Origin of the sequence: Pantoea sp. (assembly GCF_032114055.1) — a bacterium.
Classification (GTDB): Bacteria; Pseudomonadota; Gammaproteobacteria; order Enterobacterales; family Enterobacteriaceae; genus Pantoea.
Genome location: NZ_DAMCTB010000001.1, coordinates 239,237 through 256,944 on the forward strand (window position 1 = coordinate 239,237; position 17,708 = coordinate 256,944).

Annotated in this window: 15 protein-coding genes; 3 read left to right on the plus strand and 12 right to left on the minus strand. The window is 58.8% G+C overall.

Annotated features, from left to right (window positions below; translation table 11 throughout):
* Nucleotides 1-130: 130 nt before the first annotated feature.
* From RT657_RS01110 to RT657_RS01145, 8 genes are all read right to left on the minus strand, one after another.
* Nucleotides 131-715: a YceI family protein gene (locus RT657_RS01110; protein WP_128086732.1), complete on the minus strand. Its 585-nt coding sequence runs from the start codon at nucleotides 713-715 to the stop codon at nucleotides 131-133.
* Between the two features lie 114 nt (nucleotides 716-829).
* Nucleotides 830-3,103 carry a pyrroloquinoline quinone biosynthesis protein PqqF gene (gene pqqF / locus RT657_RS01115; RefSeq protein WP_313651736.1) on the minus strand — a complete coding sequence of 758 codons (2,274 nt, stop codon included), beginning with the start codon at nucleotides 3,101-3,103 and terminating at the stop codon, nucleotides 830-832.
* Entirely contained in the window at nucleotides 3,103-4,269 is a 1,167-nt protein-coding gene (gene pqqE, locus RT657_RS01120; protein WP_409520972.1) for a pyrroloquinoline quinone biosynthesis protein PqqE, read from the minus strand. Before pqqE ends, pqqF begins: the two co-directional genes overlap by 1 nt.
* On the minus strand, nucleotides 4,232-4,510 hold the full coding sequence (gene pqqD / locus RT657_RS01125; RefSeq protein ID WP_313651740.1) for a pyrroloquinoline quinone biosynthesis peptide chaperone PqqD: 279 nt from the start codon (nucleotides 4,508-4,510) through the stop codon (nucleotides 4,232-4,234). Before pqqD ends, pqqE begins: the two co-directional genes overlap by 38 nt.
* A 3-nt stretch (nucleotides 4,511-4,513) precedes the next feature.
* Entirely contained in the window at nucleotides 4,514-5,269 is a 756-nt protein-coding gene (gene pqqC / locus RT657_RS01130; protein WP_313651742.1) for a pyrroloquinoline-quinone synthase PqqC, read from the minus strand.
* Between the two features lie 3 nt (nucleotides 5,270-5,272).
* A complete protein-coding gene (gene pqqB, locus RT657_RS01135; protein ID WP_313651744.1) occupies nucleotides 5,273-6,190 on the minus strand; it encodes a pyrroloquinoline quinone biosynthesis protein PqqB in 918 nt (305 codons plus the stop codon).
* 53 nt (nucleotides 6,191-6,243) lie between these two features.
* Nucleotides 6,244-6,315 carry a pyrroloquinoline quinone precursor peptide PqqA gene (gene pqqA, locus RT657_RS01140; RefSeq protein ID WP_010245082.1) on the minus strand — a complete coding sequence of 24 codons (72 nt, stop codon included), beginning with the start codon at nucleotides 6,313-6,315 and terminating at the stop codon, nucleotides 6,244-6,246.
* Between the two features lie 143 nt (nucleotides 6,316-6,458).
* Complete coding sequence (locus RT657_RS01145) at nucleotides 6,459-7,475, minus strand: membrane dipeptidase (protein ID WP_313651746.1); 1,017 nt, start codon at nucleotides 7,473-7,475, stop codon at nucleotides 6,459-6,461.
* A gap of 166 nt (nucleotides 7,476-7,641) precedes the next feature.
* On the opposite strand from RT657_RS01145, the gene leuA reads away from it, so the two are divergent.
* Nucleotides 7,642-9,357: a 2-isopropylmalate synthase gene (gene leuA / locus RT657_RS01150; RefSeq protein WP_313651748.1), complete on the plus strand. Its 1,716-nt coding sequence runs from the start codon at nucleotides 7,642-7,644 to the stop codon at nucleotides 9,355-9,357.
* Here the strand turns inward: leuA and RT657_RS01155 are convergent.
* Together RT657_RS01155 and RT657_RS01160 are read right to left on the minus strand one after the other, a co-directional pair.
* Nucleotides 9,278-10,057, minus strand: coding sequence for a helix-turn-helix transcriptional regulator (locus RT657_RS01155; RefSeq protein ID WP_313651750.1), 780 nt, complete (start codon nucleotides 10,055-10,057; stop codon nucleotides 9,278-9,280). The two genes, leuA and RT657_RS01155, sit on opposite strands and share 80 nt — an antisense overlap.
* Entirely contained in the window at nucleotides 10,054-10,914 is an 861-nt protein-coding gene (locus tag RT657_RS01160) for an NAD(P)-dependent oxidoreductase (RefSeq protein ID WP_313651752.1), read from the minus strand. Before RT657_RS01160 ends, RT657_RS01155 begins: the two co-directional genes overlap by 4 nt.
* 195 nt (nucleotides 10,915-11,109) lie before the next feature.
* On the opposite strand from RT657_RS01160, the gene pqqU reads away from it, so the two are divergent.
* On the plus strand, nucleotides 11,110-13,230 hold the full coding sequence (pqqU, locus tag RT657_RS01165) for a TonB-dependent receptor PqqU (protein ID WP_313651754.1): 2,121 nt from the start codon (nucleotides 11,110-11,112) through the stop codon (nucleotides 13,228-13,230).
* 303 nt (nucleotides 13,231-13,533) lie between these two features.
* Nucleotides 13,534-16,599 (plus strand): autotransporter outer membrane beta-barrel domain-containing protein, encoded by a 3,066-nt coding sequence (locus tag RT657_RS01170; RefSeq protein ID WP_313651756.1) that lies wholly within the window; start codon nucleotides 13,534-13,536, stop codon nucleotides 16,597-16,599.
* A gap of 66 nt (nucleotides 16,600-16,665) precedes the next feature.
* On the opposite strand, the gene RT657_RS01175 is transcribed toward RT657_RS01170, so the two are convergent.
* Both RT657_RS01175 and RT657_RS01180 read right to left on the minus strand, forming a co-directional pair.
* Nucleotides 16,666-17,226, minus strand: coding sequence for an isochorismatase family protein (locus tag RT657_RS01175; protein WP_313651758.1), 561 nt, complete (start codon nucleotides 17,224-17,226; stop codon nucleotides 16,666-16,668).
* A gap of 15 nt (nucleotides 17,227-17,241) precedes the next feature.
* A complete protein-coding gene (locus RT657_RS01180; RefSeq protein WP_313651760.1) occupies nucleotides 17,242-17,667 on the minus strand; it encodes a MarR family winged helix-turn-helix transcriptional regulator in 426 nt (141 codons plus the stop codon).
* Nucleotides 17,668-17,708 lie beyond the last annotated feature (41 nt).

The window sequence follows — 17,708 nt, forward strand, 5'->3', positions numbered from 1 at the left end:
ATTTTTCCCGGTTTTGCGGCCGGACAAGGGGTGAAAAACAGCGAAGGTGGCGTGAAAAGTGATTTTCGGGGCGGTCGACAGAGGGGATAAAAAACCGGGACGCCACGGTTAACCGCCGCGCCCCGACAGATTACTTCGCGTAGGCTTCAGTAGAGAGCGTCAGCGTCACGTCGTCGCTGACGGCAGGCACATATTTGTCCAGTTTGAAGTCAGAGCGCTTGATGGTGCCGGTGGCATCAAAACCAATCGCCTGCTTCTTCACCATCGGATGCTCGCCCTGCTTGTTCAGCGTCGCGTGCAGGGTAACCGGCTTCGTAATCCCTTTAAGGGTCAGGTTACCTTCAACGTCGAACTTGTTGTCGCCCTTCGCCACCACTTTGGTGCTGTGGAAGGTCGCGGTCGGGTATTTTGCGGTATCAAAGTACTCGGCGCCTTTGAACTCTTTGGTCAGCGCCGCAACGTGGCTGTCGATTTTGCTGACCGGCAGGGTCACGTCAACACGTGAGGCTTCCGGATGATCTTTGTCAAACACCAGCGTACCGGTCGCATCCGGGATATCGGCAGTCGGGTTTGAGAAGCCAAAATGGTTCCAGGCCACCACTACCGATGTATGCTCAGGGTTCAGCTGATAGTGCATTGCCTCAGCCTGGGACAGCGGGGCATAGAGCGCGGCAACGGCTAACAGGGGCAGTGCAATACGTTTAACATTCTTCACGGTCAATTCCTTATGCAGACAAAAGTAGACTGAGTGTGGTTCAGACTGGCACGAATAGACAGTGAAGAGATTTGTCGGTAATTTTCAAATAAATTCAGCAACACGGGATAAGCTTCATGCGACCGGGCCGCCAGTAAACAGAACGCGCCAGCGACGACGATCCTGAATCAGGGCGCGATGCAGCTGCTGCAAATCCACCAGGGTCAGCGCCTCGATCTGCGCCGCGTCCGGCTCCGCCAGACCATTTTCATGCCGCAGCAGCGCCAGCGGCTGATCCGCCTGCTGGCTCAGCAACCGCGTTTTTATCGCCTCCAGATCCGCATCCGCCAGGGTTTCCGTCAGGGACCGCAGAAAAGTGCGGCAGTAGCGCAGCAGCGACAGCGGGCTGTAGTCAGGTGACTGCAGTGCAAACATCACCCCCTCCTGATCGGCACAGCGCAGATAGCGGCTGCTGACCACATAACCCACAGGCTGCTCAACCCGGTAGCGCTGGAAAAAGCGCGGCTCATAAATCAGCGCCAGCGCGCGCAGCGCCGTCAGCGGCTCCACCCGGTTCAGCGGGATAAACAGCAGCAGCGCATTGTCTGAGCTGCTGTGCGGCAGGTGTGTCATGCCGGTGCGGGCAGTCATGCGCGTCGGCGGCGTGGCGGGATTGACCGGCAGCGACAGCGCGCTCAGCCGCCGGGCAATCCGCGAATGCAACGCCGCATCGCCGCCTTTCAGTGCCGCCCGCCAGCATGGCGGATTCACGTTCGCCGCTAACTGTCCGGGCAACTGCCGCAGCAGCGCACGGATGGCGATCGTTTCCGTTACGGGGGGCTGACCACGTGCTGCGGGCTGCGCCATCACCGCAACGATCTGGCTCAGCGCCCAGTCAGCGATCGCCTTGTCCGGCGGCAGCTGAAGCGTCAGCTGCCAGACGCCCTCCACCTCCTGCCAGCTGCCGTGCCCGCCCTGATGACGCAGCGCGGCAAACAGCGGGGGCAGTCGCCGCGCCAGCTCGTCACCCATCGCCGGGGAGAACGTCGACCAGAACTCAGGCCGCAGGATCAGCGTGGCCTCGCCCTCATCCGGCTGATGATGAGGCAGCGCCACCGCCTGCTCAGGCAGCGGCCCGGTCGCGACGACGCTGTCGAGCGGATAGAAAAAGAAACTGGCGTCAGGCAGCGTTTCAGGCGTTGGGGAGCGCCAGGGAGTCAGCGCCAGACTGAAACCCTGGGTGATCTGATTGCCTTCCACTGAGTCCGGGGTGCAGCGCAGCAGCGTGCCCGGCGCGGTGGTGAGTTTCTCCACCAGCGGCAGCAGTGCAGGCAGGTTTTCATCCGGCGCAAAGCCGATAGCACGCTGTCGCAGCTGCTCCATAGGTGACAGCGTCACGAAGCGACTCTGCGCCAGCTGATGATAGTGCTGGTGCTGCAGTTCACTGGTCTGACGCAGCGCCGCCAGATAGCGGTCGATCAGGCCATTGACCGCAACCGGCCGGTGGGTGTCGACGCCCAGCGCCAGCCAGGTCACGCCGTCAGTCTGATAAAGAATCTTCAGCTCCAGCGTCTCCGCCAGCGCCTGTTCACGCAGGGTGGCCAGCAGCGAACCGGGTGCCTCATCCAGCAGAAACTCGCGCCACAACATGACACCGTCACTATTGTTCAGTAGCCAGCTGCGCCACAGCGCGCCCGGTGCGCCGCCGAGCTGCCAGCGCGTCTCTTCTGTCAGCTGCGGCACGGAGAGGTCGCGCCGGGAGACACCGGGAGGCAGCGCCGCGACAAACTCACGCGCCAGTGCTTCAAGCGCCGCCAGCGACTGGGGACCCTGCAGCCAGAGGCGCATATTACCGGCGACATAGTAACGCTGATGAAACTGACGCAGCGCCCGCTGGAGCGCGGGCAGCTCATCGCCAAAGTGAACGCGACTGCCCACATGGAAATGCCGGAATTCAGGGGGAGTGTTGGCTGCATGCAGCAGCGCGGCGTCGATACGGGATGGCTGATGCTGCTGCAGAAGCTGATACTCCGCATCGATCACAGCCACCTCCTGCCCGATCGCCCGGTTATCGAGCAGCGGATGGGCGATCATATCCTGCAGGCGAGCCAGCCCATCCGCCAGCTGCGACGGCGCGACCTCGAAGAAGAAAGCACTGTGGCGCGCCAGGGTGGTGGCATTGACCCGCCCGCCCTGCGCCTGGATCCACGGCATCAGCCGCCCCTCGTCAGGCCAGCCGGTGCTGCCGGTAAACAGCAGATGTTCCAGCAGATGCGCCAGGCCGGACCAGCGTGAGGGTTCGTCGTGACTGCCTGCGCCCACCTTGACCAGCGCGGCGGCCTGGCGGGCGTCGGCCTGATGAACCAGTTCGACGTTCAGCCCCTCGATCACCAGACCGCGCGTCTTCATCAGAGATTCCGGGTCTTATAGATCAGCTGCGAGTTGGCGCGGTTACGGAACTGCAGCTGACCAATTTTAATGTCGCTGCAATCCGCTTCGCGGCGGGCTTCCAGGATTTTGCCGTGATGCGGCGATTTGCTGCAGACCGGATCGGTGTTGTCGGCATCGCCCGTCAGCAGGAACGCCTGACAGCGACAGCCACCAAAATCTTTCTCTTTCTCATCACAGGAGCGACACGGCTCCGGCATCCAGTCAAAACCACGGTAGCGATTGAAACCAAAGGCGTTGTACCAGATATCCTCCAGGCTCTGGTTCAGCACCGATGGAAACTCGACGGGCAGCTGACGCGCACTGTGACACGGCAGCGCGGTGCCCTCTGGCGTAACGCTGAGGAAGATCGCTCCCCAGCCACCCATGCAGGGTTTTGGTCGCTCTTCATAGTAGTCGGGCGTCACGAACAGCAGATTGGTCAGGTTACCGCTGCCGCTCATCTGCTCACGATAGCGGCTGACCACCGCTTCAGCGCGGGCGATCTGATCGCGCGTCGGCAGCAGACCTTCGCGGTTGAGCTGCGCCCAGCCGTAGAACTGACAGGTGGCCAGTTCTACGTCATCCGCTTCCAGTTCGATGCAGAGGTCGATGATTTTATCGATCTGGTCGATGTTATGGCGATGCAGCACGAAGTTGAGCACCATGGGATAGCCGTGCGCCTTGACCGCTTTCGCCATCTCCAGTTTCTGCTGGAACGCTTTTTTCGATCCGGCCAGCGCGGCATTCAGGGTTTCATCGCTCGCCTGGAAACTGATCTGGATATGATCCAGACCCGCCTCGCTGAACGCCTCCAGTTTGTTCGCGGTCAGGCCAATACCCGAGGTAATCAGATTGGTATAGAAGCCGAGATCGCGCGCCGCTTTAATCAGTTCAGGCAGATCTTTGCGGGTCAGCGGCTCGCCACCGGAAAAACCGAGCTGCACACTGCCCATAGCGCGCGCCTGGCGGAAGACCTCAATCCACTGCTCCGTGGTCAGCTCCTTCTCCTGCTGCGCAAAGTCGAGCGGATTGGAACAGTAAGGACACTGCAGCGGGCAGCGATAGGTCAGCTCGGCCAGCAGCCAGAGCGGCGGATTCACGCCAGGTTTATGCGGGGTCACGGAACTGTATCCACTTCTGTTCATAGGCTGACTGCAGGAACTCAGTGACATCTGGCCCGACGCCGCCCGCTTCCGGGAAGCGGCTGTCCAGCGTGGCGATAATCGTAGCGACGTCCTGCTTACCATCCACCAGCTCAAGAATGGCGGCGGCGGTTTCGTTCAGTTTTGCCATCCCTTCAGGATAGAGCACCACATGGGTATCCTGCGCAGCTTCCCACTGCAGGCGATAGCCGCGACGGAACGCGACAATAGAGTTTTCGTTCATCTGTTATACCAGTCGGGTGGTGTGCCACGCCGCCTTGTCGGTGACGGTGTGATAAGGCGGACGTTTCAGTTCATAGGCCATCGTCATCGCGTCCAGCATGCTCCATAAAATATCGAGCTTAAACTGCAGAATTTCCAGCATACGGTTCTGCGACTCTGCTGTGGTGAAGGTTTCCAGCGCCAGCGCCAGGCCATGCTCCACGTCGCGGTTAGCCTGACCCAGGCGGCTGCGGAAGTAGAAATAGCCCTCTTCTTTAATCCACGGATAGTGCTGCGGCCAGCTGTCGAGCCGGGACTGGTGGATCTGCGGCGCGAACAGTTCGGTCAGTGAGCTGCAGGCCGCCTCGTGCCAGTTGGCACGGCGGGCAAAGTTAATATACGCATCCACCGCAAAACGTACGCCCGGCAGCACATGCTGTTCTGACAGGAGCGCTTCACGCGTCAGACCCACCGCCTCGCCCAGCCGCAGCCAGGCCTCAATGCCGCCCTCTTCGCCGTTGCTGCCATCATGGTCGAGGATGCGCTGCACCCATTTGCGCCGGGTGGCCGGATCGGGACAGTTGGCCATGATCGCGGCATCTTTCAGCGGAATGGTGGTCTGATAGTAGAAGCGGTTCGCCACCCAGCCCTGAATCTGTTCGCGCGTCGCCTGACCGGTATGCATCGCGATGTGATAGGGATGATGAATATGGTAGTAAGCGCCTTTATCGCGCAGCGCCTGTTCAAAAGCCTGCGGGGAGAGCGTTTCCGTGATCTGCATGATTTAACCCTGAAGATGAATCGCCATTCCGTCCCAGCTCACCTCTATTCCCTGCGCCGTCAGGAACTGACGCTGCGGTGATTGCTCGTTGAGAATCGGATTGGTGTTGTTAATGTGGATCAGAATTTTACGTTTTGCCGGCAGCGACGCCAGCAGCGCCATCAGTCCCTGCTCTTCCGCCAGCGCCAGGTGGCCCATCGCCTTTCCGGTGTTGTGGCCCACGCCGGTCGTCAGCAGCTCATCATCCTGCCAGACGGTGCCATCGATTAGCAGGCAGTCCGCTTTCTGCAGCCACGGCAGGATCACCGCATCAGGCTCGCCCAGGCCTGGCGCATAGAGCAGCGTCTGACCATTGGCCTGGTTTTCGATAAACAGCGCCACGTTGTGGCCCGGCAGCGGCCGGTCGCGATAAGGCGAGTAAGGCGGTGCATTACTGATGATAGGAATCGCGGTGAACTGCAAATCGGTGCAGACATCGACACTGAACGGCGTCAGGGGCGCAATTGGCCGGTGCTGTAAACCGCCGTTCCAGTGAGAGAGCATCGGGAAGATCGGGAAGCCGCTGCTGAGATCGGCATGCACTTCCGGTGTACACCACACCTGATGCGGGCACCCTTCGCGCAGACTCAACAGCCCGGTAGTATGGTCGATCTGACTGTCGGTCAGGATAATCCCGCCGATCGCCGTGCCGCGCAGTACGCCCTGGCGGGTCAGTTCTGGCGTGTGCAGAATCTGCTGGCTGATGTCGGGCGAGGCGTTGCACAACACCCAGTCCGTGCCGTTATCGCTGAGGATAATCGACGACTGCGTGCGTGGGCGGGCCTGAATGGTGCCGTTTCGCACACCGTGGCAGTTGGCGCAGTTGCAGTTCCACTGCGGAAACCCGCCACCCGCGGCTGAACCGAGGATTTTGATAAACATAGAGGAAAACCAGAAGTTGAAAAAAATGCCCGCACAGAGGGCGGGCAGAACGATTAACGGTTGGAGATGTAGAGAGTCACTTCCAGACCGAGACGCATATCAACGAAAGTTGGTTTTTTCCACATGAGTTATTTCCTCTTTATTAACAGTATATTAGCTGCCTGGAATCAGCATCAACGGCGTTAAATGAGACCGCCATCACAAATTCCAGGCAGATGGTGCGCCAATGGCGCGTCAGGATCAAGCCCGGAACGTAAGGAAATTGTTATCACAGCCCGGTCAGACGTAAAACCCGCTGCCAGTTTCCCCATGTCAGTTTCTCTGTCAGTGTCTGATCATAGCCTGCTTCCTGAAAAGCAGCGAGCAATCGCGGCATTCCGCTGACATCGCCCAGCGCAACCGGGGGGGTAATGCCATCAAAATCGGAGCCAAAGGCAACATGGTCACTGCCCATTATCGCCAGCAGGTGATCACAATGCTTAACAATTTCTGTCAATGGCGTGTCAGCGTCACGTTTGCCGTCAGCGCGCAGAAACGCATTACCGAAATTGATGCCCACCAGACCGCCGCTGTCGCGAATTGCCCGCAACTGATCGTCAGTGAGGTTACGCGGCTGCGGACAGCGCGCATGCGCGTTAGAGTGGCTGGCCACCAGCGGCCCGCTGAAGAGTCGGGCGGTGTCACGAAACGCCTGCAGGTTCATGTGTGACACATCGATCATCATCTTCAGGTATCCCGCCTGCTGAATCAGTTTTTCACCGGCAGCGGTCAGGCCCGGGCCGGTGTCGGGTGAGCCGGGAAAGGTGCCGCTGACGCCCTGACCAAAGCGGTTAGGCAGATTCCAGAAGGGCCCGATACTGCGCACGCCCGCCTGCCAGAAAGCGTGCAACTGTTCGCCCTCCTCGTCCAGCGCATCCGCACCCTCGATGTGGGCCACCATCGCCAGCACGCCGGCGGCGCGGCAGGCGGCAATTTCATCCACACTGCGGCAGAGGCGCGCCCGGCCGCCCGACTCATCCGCCAGCTGCTGCAGGATCTGCAACTGCTGCCACATGATGGTCAGCGGTTCATAGGGCACACTGGCGCGGTCCGGAACAGCCTGCGCAATGTACGCCTGAGGTGGCACAAAAATCGCAAACAGCCCGCCGCCCAGGCCGCCCTGCTGAATGCGGGGAAAATCGAGATGCCCCCGCTCAATTCCCTGATAAAACGCCTGCACGGGCGCATCGCGATGATGCAGCCAGAGGTTGAGCAGCAGATCGTTGTGACCGTCAAAAATCAGCATAAAAGTCCACCCGGATAAACAGCCTGCCATGCTAACCCCGCCCGGCGGATTCATCAAACTCCGGCGCACGCCGCGCGTTGTCACTTTTGCGCGGCAGGTTGTCACCCCTGAGTGCGCAGGCCGCAGGACACAGCGGCAGACTGATAAAAAAACAGAGGAGAAAACTATGCTGACCCGACCCGCTGACAAATATCGTCCCTCGCCGCTGATCGACCTGCCCGATCGCCAGTGGCCTTCACGCCAGCTCACCCAGGCGCCGCGCTGGCTCTCTACCGACCTGCGTGACGGCAATCAGGCGCTGGCAGAGCCGATGGACCCGGAGCGAAAAATGGCGTTCTGGGATCTGCTGCTGCGCTGTGGTTTCCGCGAAATTGAAGTCGCCTTTCCGTCTGCGTCGCAGACAGACTTTGACTTTGTCCGCGATTTGATTGCGCAGCAGCGCATTCCGCAGGATGTCACCCTGCAGGTGCTGACGCAGGCGCGGAAAGATTTGATTACCCGGACATTCGAGGCGCTGCAGGGCGCGCCGCGCGCTATCGTGCATCTGTATAACGCCACCGCCCCGCTGTTTCGTGAGCGGGTATTCAAACAGAGTAAAGCGGAGATTGTGGCGCTGGCGACGGCGGGTGCCGCGCAAATCCGGGCAGGTTGTGAGGCGCAGCCGGACACCCACTGGACGTTTGAATACTCACCGGAGACGTTCTGTTTTACAGAGTCGGCGTTTGTGCTGGAAATCTGCGAGGCGGTCGCCGATGTCTGGCAACCCGATGCGCAGCGGCCGATGATTATCAACCTGCCCGCCACGGTCGAGGTCAATACGCCTAACGTGTATGCCGATCAGATTGAATATTTCTGCCGCCATTTCAGTCGCCGTGACGCCGTCTGCATCAGCGTCCATCCGCACAACGATCGCGGCACCGGTATCGCCTGCGCCGAACTGGCCCTGCTGGCTGGCGCGGATCGGGTCGAGGGCTGCCTGTTTGGAAACGGGGAGCGCACAGGTAACGTGGACCTGGTGACGCTGGCGCTGAATCTCTACACCCAGGGTGTTTCGCCACAGCTCGATTTCAGCCAGATGCATGAGGTAATCGAGGTCGTCACCCGCTGTAATCAGCTGCCGGTTCACCCGCGTCATCCCTATGCAGGCGAGCTGGTCTTCACCGCCTTCTCGGGTTCGCATCAGGATGCGATTAAAAAAGGGTTCGCCATCCGCGCTGAACAGCAGGAAAAAGTGTGGCAGATGCCCTATCTGCCGCTGGATCCGGCCGACATCGGCTGCAGCTATGAGGCGGTGATCCGCGTCAACAGCCAGTCGGGAAAAAGCGGTGCCGCCTGGCTGCTGGAGCAGAATCATGGATTACAGATGCCGCGCGCGCTGCAGCAGGCGTTCAGCCAGTGCGTTCAGCAGGAAACAGACCGGCATGGCGGCGAGATGACCCATTACGCGCTGTGGCAGCTCTTCTGCCGCCACTATGGCGTGACGCAGCCTGTGGTGGCCCTGCAGCGGGCGGAGAGTCAGAGTGACAGCGGCGGGCAGACCCAACTCCGCGCCAGCGTGAGCTGGCAGGGGCGGTCGCTGGCGCTGAACGGTCAGGGTAATGGCTGGCTGTCCGCGGCGGTCAATGCCCTGCGCAGCACGTTTGACCTGCCGCTGACCATTGAGCACTATCATGAGCATACGCTGGGGCGACGCAGTGACAGCCGCTCGGTCGCCTACGTCAGCTGCGTGGACAGCCATGGCACACGGGCCTGGGGTGTGAGCATCGATAACGATACTGCCCGCGCGGCTCTGCAGGCGCTGCTCAGTGCGGCGGGCCACTTTCTGATGGCGGAAAATAGTCCGTCGGCGAAACACCCAGCAGACGACGAAACATCGCACTGAATGCGCTGGGGCTCTCATAGCCCAGTTCCAGCGCCACCCGCAGTACCGTGTCGCCCTGCGCCAGCCGTGTCAGGGCGATAGCCAGGCGGGCGCGACGCACCCAGTCACTGAACTGCAGACCGGTTTCACGCATAAAGTAGCGGGCCAGGGTGCGGCCCGAGACACTCACAAGGGTGCTGGCACGCTGCAGCGTCCAGCGCTCACCGGGTGCCTCCCGGATCTGCGCGCACAGCGCCTGCAGCCGGGGGCTCTCCGGCATCGGCAGGTCAAACGGCAGCACATCCAGGCCACGGATTTCATCCAGAATCAGCTCGACAACCCGCTCACTCCGGCTGCCTGCGTCATAAGATGCCGGCAGGCTCATCGCACTGACAATCAGCTCACGCAGCAGCGGGGAGATCGGCACGACCTGACAACTGGCGGGCAGATCGGCACGCGCCAGCGGATCGATAAACAGCGTTCGCGCCGCCACCTGACCGGTCATCTGCAGCGCATGACGGGTAAAGGCGGGCAGCCAGACGCCGCGACCTGGCGGCACAATCCAGCTGCCATACTCCGTGTCGACCCGTATCACCCCGCTCAGCGTATGAATCAGCTGTGCGCAGGTGTGATGATGCCAGGGTTCGCTGGCACCGTGCGGATAATCGTGGGCCAGCGGCACCAGCGGACGCGACTGAAACGCAATGGGTTGCTGGCTCATTGTGTCTTCAGGTAGCGGTAGATCACCGCCAGATCCTCTTCGCCGTGTCCGGCCTCAACTGCCTGCTGCCAGAGCCGGGCGATGTTGTCCAGCGCCGGCAGCGGCGTCTCTGCCGAATCCAGCGCCAGCCGCGCATCCTTCAGCGCCCAGACCAGATGCATCTGCGGCGTGTAGTCGTCGCTGGCGATCATCCCGAGCTTCATTTTCGCATAGGGCGCGGCCAGCGGACCGCCCTCCAGCACCTGCCAGAGATCGTCAGTAGAAAAGCCAAACTGCTCTGCCAGTCGGGTACTCTCTGCCAGACTCTGCATCAGGCCAATCAGCCAGCTGTTGACCACCAGCTTCATCCGGGTACTTTTACCCGCTTCGCCCAGCCACTGCGTTCCTTTACTGATGGCGGCGAACACCGTTTCTGCCGCCTGCGCCCGGCTCTGGTCACCGCTGGCGAGCACCAGGATCTGCGCGTTCTCCGCTGGCGCTTTGGTGCCGGAAACCGGCGCATCGATAAACAGCATATCGGGACGCTGTTCGGCGAAAAAGGCGATCAGCGCGTCGGTTTTTTCGACCCCGATGGTGCCCATCTGACACAGCGTTGCCCCCTGCTTAAAGGCCGCTTTCGCCTGATGCAGTACCTGCTCCGTGGTCTCACCGTCGGCGAGCATGGCGATCACCACATCCGCATCACGCACCGCCTCTTCTGCTGACTCAGCCAGCGTTAAACCCTCATCCAGCAGATCTTCACCGCGTGCGCGCGTGCGGTTCCAGCCGTGAACGCGAAAGCCTTTTTTCAGCAGGTTGGCGGCAAATGCGTGCCCCATTGCGCCTAATCCCAGAACCGCGACTTCAGGTTGTTTCATGCTGACTCCCGTAAGTTATCTCTCTGCATCCGGGCAAACCGGACGCGTGATCACTGCTAAAGATGGATTCCAGCCTGGCGGTAAACGGTGAAAAAATCCAGCCCGAAACGGTATACCCTGGCGCATCAAACCCTTACCATACCCGGCCATTATTCCTGTTGGTTCATTACTGCTCTTTTTTTCAGGCCATTGATAATGAAAATACTCTCTCTGCGACGGGCAACACTGCTGATGCTGCCTGCGCTCTTACCGCTGTCGCTGCAGGCGGCGGATGATAATAATACCCTGGTCGTTACGGCTGCCCCGCCAGAAAACGGGCTTAATGAACTCGATACCCCGGCGGCGCTGAGCGTGGTCAGCGGTGAAGATATGCGTCAGGCCGCACCGCGCGTCAACCTGTCGGAAAACCTCAGTAGCGTGCCGGGTCTGCAGATCCAGAACCGGCAGAACTACGCCCAGGATCTGCAGCTGTCGATGCGCGGCTTTGGCTCGCGTTCAACCTACGGTGTGCGCGGTTTACGCATCTACGTGGATGGCATCCCGGCCACGATGCCGGATGGCCAGGCGCAGACCTCCAACATCGACATCGGCTCGATCGATCACGTCGACGTTTTGCGCGGCCCCTTTTCGGCGCTCTATGGCAACGCCTCTGGCGGCGTCATCAACGTGACGACTCAGCAGGGTCAGCAGCCCCCCACTCTTGAATACAGCAGCTGGTACGGCAGCTATGGCAGCTGGCGCAACAGCGTCAAAGCCAGCGGCGCAACCGGCGATGGCACTCACGCCGGAGACGTGAACTATACGGTGTCGGCCTCGCGCTTTACCACGCACGGCTACCGGGATCATAGTGCGGCGCAGAAGAACCTCGGCAACGCCCGGCTCGGCGTGCGCATTGATGATGTCAGCACCCTGACTCTGCTGTTTAACAGCGTTCACATCGACGCGCAGGATCCGGGCGGATTAACCGAGGCGCAGTGGCGTGACAACCCGCGTCAGGTGGTCAGTAACGTTTCGCTCTACAACACCCGCAAAACGGTGGATCAGACCCAGGGCGGCCTGCGTTATCAGCGTCAGATGAGCGAGAACGACGACCTCAGCGTGATGCTCTATGCGGGCATGCGCGAAACCACGCAGTTTCAGTCGATTCCCGCGGCCGTTCAGCGCAACGCTGCGCATCCCGGTGGCGTGATCGCCCTGACCCGCCACTATCAGGGGGTCGACAGCCGCTGGACCCATCGCGATACGCTGCTGTCGGTTCCGGTAGCGGTGACCGCCGGACTCGATTACGAAACCATGAGCGAACGCCGCAAGGGCTATGAAAACTTTACCGTCAGCAATGGGGTAACGCAGCTGGGCGAACAGGGCAACCTGCGCCGCAACGAACGCAACCTGATGTGGACGCTGGACCCCTATCTCCAGACCGGCTGGCAGCTGACGGATAAACTGTCGCTGGATGCCGGTGTACGCTTCAGCACCGTGAATTTTGACTCTGATGACTTCTATATCCGGCCCGGTAACGGCGATGACAGCGGTGAAGCGCGCTATCACAAGTGGCTGCCTGCTGCGGCGCTGAAGTACGCGTTTGATCCCAGCTGGAATGCATGGATCTCCGCCGGGCGCGGGTTTGAAACCCCGACCATTAACGAGCTTTCTTATCGATCAGACAACGCCACGGGCCTCAATCTGGGTCTGAAACCCGCCACCAGCGACACGCTGGAGATTGGCAGCAAAAAACGCATCGGCAACGGTCTGGTCAGTGCCGCACTGTTCCAGACCGATACCCGCGATGAGATTGTGGCAGAGGCCAGCCGCGGTGGGCGGACCACCTATAAGAATGCCGGCCAGACCCGTCGTCGCGGCCTCGAGTTAAGCCTGGATCAGCAGTTTGCATGGGACTGGCGGCTGAAGATGGCCTATACCCTGCTGGATGCGCGCTATCGCAGCAACGCCTGTGGCAGCGAGAGTTGTGACGGCAACCGGATCCCGGGCATCGCCCGCAATATGGTTTATGCCGGGCTGGGTTATCTGCCGGAAACGGGTTTCTACGCGGGCAGCGAGGTACGCTATCTGAGTCAGATCGCCGCGGAAGATCAGAACCGGGTAAACAGCCCTTCTTATACTGTCGCCGCGCTGAACAGTGGTTACAAATGGCAGATTGAGAACTGGACGCTGGACCTGTTTGGCCGGGTCGATAACCTGTTTGACCGCCACTATGTGGGATCGGTGATCGTGAATGAGAGCAACGGACGCTATTTTGAATCGGCGCCGGGCCGCAACTACAGTGTGGGTGCCACGTTAAGTTACGCCTTTAACTAATTTGTTGCTCCAGAAAAGGGCGCAATAGCGCCCTTTTATTTTTATATCTTCTTACCCGCTTAAAAAACTCTCCGAAATTAATTAAATCACTAAATAAAACCACCATAATACGCCCATACCTTTTTATATCACTTCAAAACACGTTCTCTTTTGAGAATAAAAAAATCAGCCCTCATCGGGTTTAACCAGAATAGCCCTCTCACTTTCCTGATAAATTATTCGCCAGTATATGCAGCCAGTCATACGACTGGTCTGCGTTTATCACAGTCAGAACAGGCACAGATGCGACACAGGGAGTGTTTTATGAATAAAATAAGCAGGCGCCACATTACACCACTGGCGTTGTTCACCGGATGCATCCTGAGCGGCGGGGTGGCAGGCAAAAACATCGGTAGCCAGTCAGGAGCCAATATCACGCTGGATGACGGCGATATTCTGACCGGCGATAAAACTTATCAGACAGGCATTTATGGTGTGTTTAATACCCTTGACCAGACAGGCGTGATCAATCTGGGTCGTCACGCGTTTATTTTCGTCAGCGATCCTGATTCCTATGCTCGCGGCGTGGAAATCATGGGTCAGGAAAGCCAGCTGATGGCGGAGGCGCTTACCCTTAACGTCACGGGCCAGCGAGCGTCAGGCATAAACATTAACGCTGACAGGGTGGCTGCTAACCTGGGTACGGGAACCACGGTTAACGTGACCGGAACCGAAAACTTATTCGCCAGTGGGGTAAGAGTGGCGTATGGATCATCGCTGAAAGCCAATGCTCTCTCAATCACCACCTCTGGCAAATATGGTACCGGTCTCGCTGTTGCTAATCATGGCAGCAGCGCTGAACTCGGCAGTGGCACGACCATTTCGACAAACGGCGAGGTAAGTCCCGGTATTTTAATTGATTCACTCAATGGTAAACCCTCATCAACGCAGACTTTTCTGAATGCGGATCAGCTTAGCATTACCACAGCAGGCCCTTTTTCAAATGGTCTGGAGATGCAGGAACATACCCGGGTAAATTTAGGCAAAGGCAGCCGTATTGCCACGACCGGCGAAGGTTCATTGGGCATCTGGAACTTTGGTGATCTCACGGCGGAGAATCTGACCATCGCGACCTCCGGCAAAGCGGCTAACGGTCTTGAGGTCCGTTTAAACGGCGTCGCCAATATTGGTCCTGACAGCCATGTAACAACCTCACAAGGTGCGGGTATCGTTGCCAGTGGCATGGCGACCACGATTAATTTCAAAGGCTCCGCCGACAAACGCAACACAATTAATGCAGCGACTTCCTATGCAGCCTCTGCACAGATAGCGGGGTCGAAAGTCAATATTGAAGAGACAGATATTACCAGTGGTGACGTTGCGCTACTGGCTTTACTTTCCGGCCAGCTGACGGGAAAAAATATCACAATTAATAACGATGCCACAAAAAATGCCGCAGTTATCGCCATGGCCGGTGGAAAAATCAATCTGACGGGCGATGTAGCCATTACTCTACCCTCACCGGAACAGCTGGCTATTGCTACGCAATATAATGAAAAATACCTGCCAGGGAATATACACGCAGAGGGCAGGCTGAATATAAAAGGTTCTGTATACGCCAACGGTGGTAAAATTGATTTAACGCTGCAGCCGGGCTCCGAATGGGAGGGTTCTGCATCCAGTGATAATATCGATAATGGTTATCTGAATGCCACATTAAATAGCAGCACATGGAATGTAAGTCACACCTCTAATCTTGATGCATTAAACCTGACAAACAGCAGAATTGATTTCAACCGTGAGGCATCCCGCGGTGGTTTTACCACGTTGACCGTCGCGGACTTAACGGGAACCGGCGATTTTTTAATGCGTGTCGGTCTGGCTGGCGACGGCGTGAATGACAAAAGCGATAAGCTGGTGGTGACGCATAGCAGTGCAGGCAACCATACTGTCTCTTTTGTCAATCAGGGATCGCTGTCAGCAACGGGCAATGAGCAGATTACAGTCATTGAAACACCCGATGGCAAGGCAAGCTTCACGGCCAACGCTGATATTGAACTTGGCGGATATCTTTATTCGTTACGCAAAGCCGGGACTGACTGGAAACTCGCTGCTTCAGGCTCTGTGCCAGAACCGGCGATGATTTCCCCTTCACAGCAGGAACCTGAGCCTGCACCTGCACCTGCACCCGCGGAAACAGAGGCACCCGAAGCGACGCCACAGCAGGAACCTGCCCCCGCACCTGCGGAAACACAGGCACCCAAAGCGACAGCACAGCAGGAGTCTGAGCCTGCACCTGTGGAATCACAGGCACCCAAAGCGACAGCACAGCAGGAGTCTGAGCCTGCACCTGTAGAAAAACAGGCCCCTGAAGCCATCACTCAGCAGGAAGCTGAGCCTGTACCTGTACCCGCGCCTGCGGCGCAGCAAAAAGCCGGACCGGCGACAGCGCCCGCTTCGGGCCGAAAAGCTCAACGTCTCACCACCACCGCTGATGCCGGCGGAAATTTCCTGCATGTCAGTTATCTGATGAACCTCGCCGAAACTCAGCCTCTCCTCCAGCGGCTGGGTGAAATCCGCAACAACCGCAGTCACGGCAACGTCTGGCTGCGGGGTATTGACGGCAAAGTGAACGCCTCTTCTGCCGGGAAACTCGATGGTTTCAGAATGCAATACAGCGGTTTTCAGTTTGGTGCTGACAAAAATCTCTCTGAGAGCAAACAGCTATATGGTGGTCTGTTTATGGGCGTCAATCACGCTTCGCCAGACTATCGCGGCGGCAGGGGCACTGTCAGATCAGAATATGGCGGTGGCTATCTGACCTGGGTGACTGAAACGGGTTTTTATATAGATCAGGTGCTGAAAATTAACCGCATCAGCAACCAGTTCGAAGTGAAGGACAGTCAGCAGAATCCGGTGTCCGGCCAGGCAAAATCCACCGGTATCACCGTTTCAACAGAAGTGGGACAGCGTTTCAGCTTTTCGCCCGACGAACAGGGGCTATACCTGGAGCCTCAGGCACAAATCACGTTAGCCCACCAGAAAAGTGCACAAGCCCGGGCCAGTAATGGCCTTGCCATCAAATTCGATCACTATCATTCTGCTTACGGGCGAATCAGCACGCTTGCGGGATTCAGCCAGACGCATGAAGGTATCCATTATGATGCCTATATCAAAACAGGTCTGGAGCGCGAGTTTTCAGCCAGAATGCACTACACCCTTAACGGTGCCGCTGAAAATGCAGATTACAGTGGAAATGGATGGAATAACGGCCTGGGCATCAGTGCGCGTATCCGCAATACGCATCATCTTTATCTGGAAGCGGATTTGACACGGGGAGAACGCTTCAACCAGCACCGGATAAATGCAGGTTACCGGTTTAGTTTCTGATCTGGCAAAATCCGCCTTACACCTTGCCCTGCTGGTTGTGGCAGGACAAGGCAGGCGAACTTTCTGTCAGCGGGTGTTACCCATTAACGCCATGATCTCCTCACTGCTGCCGGTTTCGCCCAGGCGCGGGAAGATCAGAGTGATGCTGTTGTTATGGGTATCGGCATTGAGATCGGTCATCGCATCGGTGGCTAACGTGACGTTGTAACCTAGCTCATACGCCTGACGGGCTGTGGACTCGACGCCGATGCAGGTCGCGATTCCGCAAATCACCACCTGCGTGACGCCGCGCGCCTGCAGCTCCTCATGCAGGGCCGTGCCGTGAAACGCACCCCAGGTTTTCTTGGTGACGGTCAGGTCATCCTGTTGAGGCGTCATCGCCGGCACCAGCGTGGCCCAGTCGGCAGGCAATTCGCCGCTGTGGCGTCCCTGCTCATTGCGGCCCGGTGCAGCGCCAGCCACATTCACCAGTACCACAGGCAGCTGGTGCGCACGGAAAGCATCTGCCAGTGCGACACAACGATCAATCACCGGCTCTGGCGCATGCACCAGCGGCAGCGCCACGATGCCATGTTGCAGGTCGATAACAATCAGCGCAGTTTTTGCATCAAGTGTGGTTACAGCCATGTTAGATCCTCAGGGTTAATCGTCAGCAAGTCGTTGCAGCAGAGGGAGAACATCGGTCAGTTGCTGCTGTTCTGCCGGGCTCAGCCGGGCCGCCAGCGTCCGCACCAGCCAGTCCTCGCGCATCGCCCGGCTCGACGTGATGACAGCCAGACTCGGGGGCGTCGGAAGATAACGCGTTTTGCGACCATCATGGGGATCGGGCTCGCCTGTCACCAGGCCTGACGCCAGCAAACCGGCTACGGTCGCGCCCATCGACTGGGTCCGTACGCCCTCAGCCGCAGCCAGTTGCGTCACCGTCATCGCTCCGTCGCGCACCAGATGGCCCAGCACCGCCACCTGGGACCAGGTCAGCTCGCCTGGCGGTGCCGACTCGCGCAGCCGTCGTGCCAGCTTACCCACCAGCATCCGTAGTGTGGCGGCAGAATCAGTCAGATCGCTCATTGTCCCTCTCTGTGAACCGGCAAAAGTATAGAGATACGAAG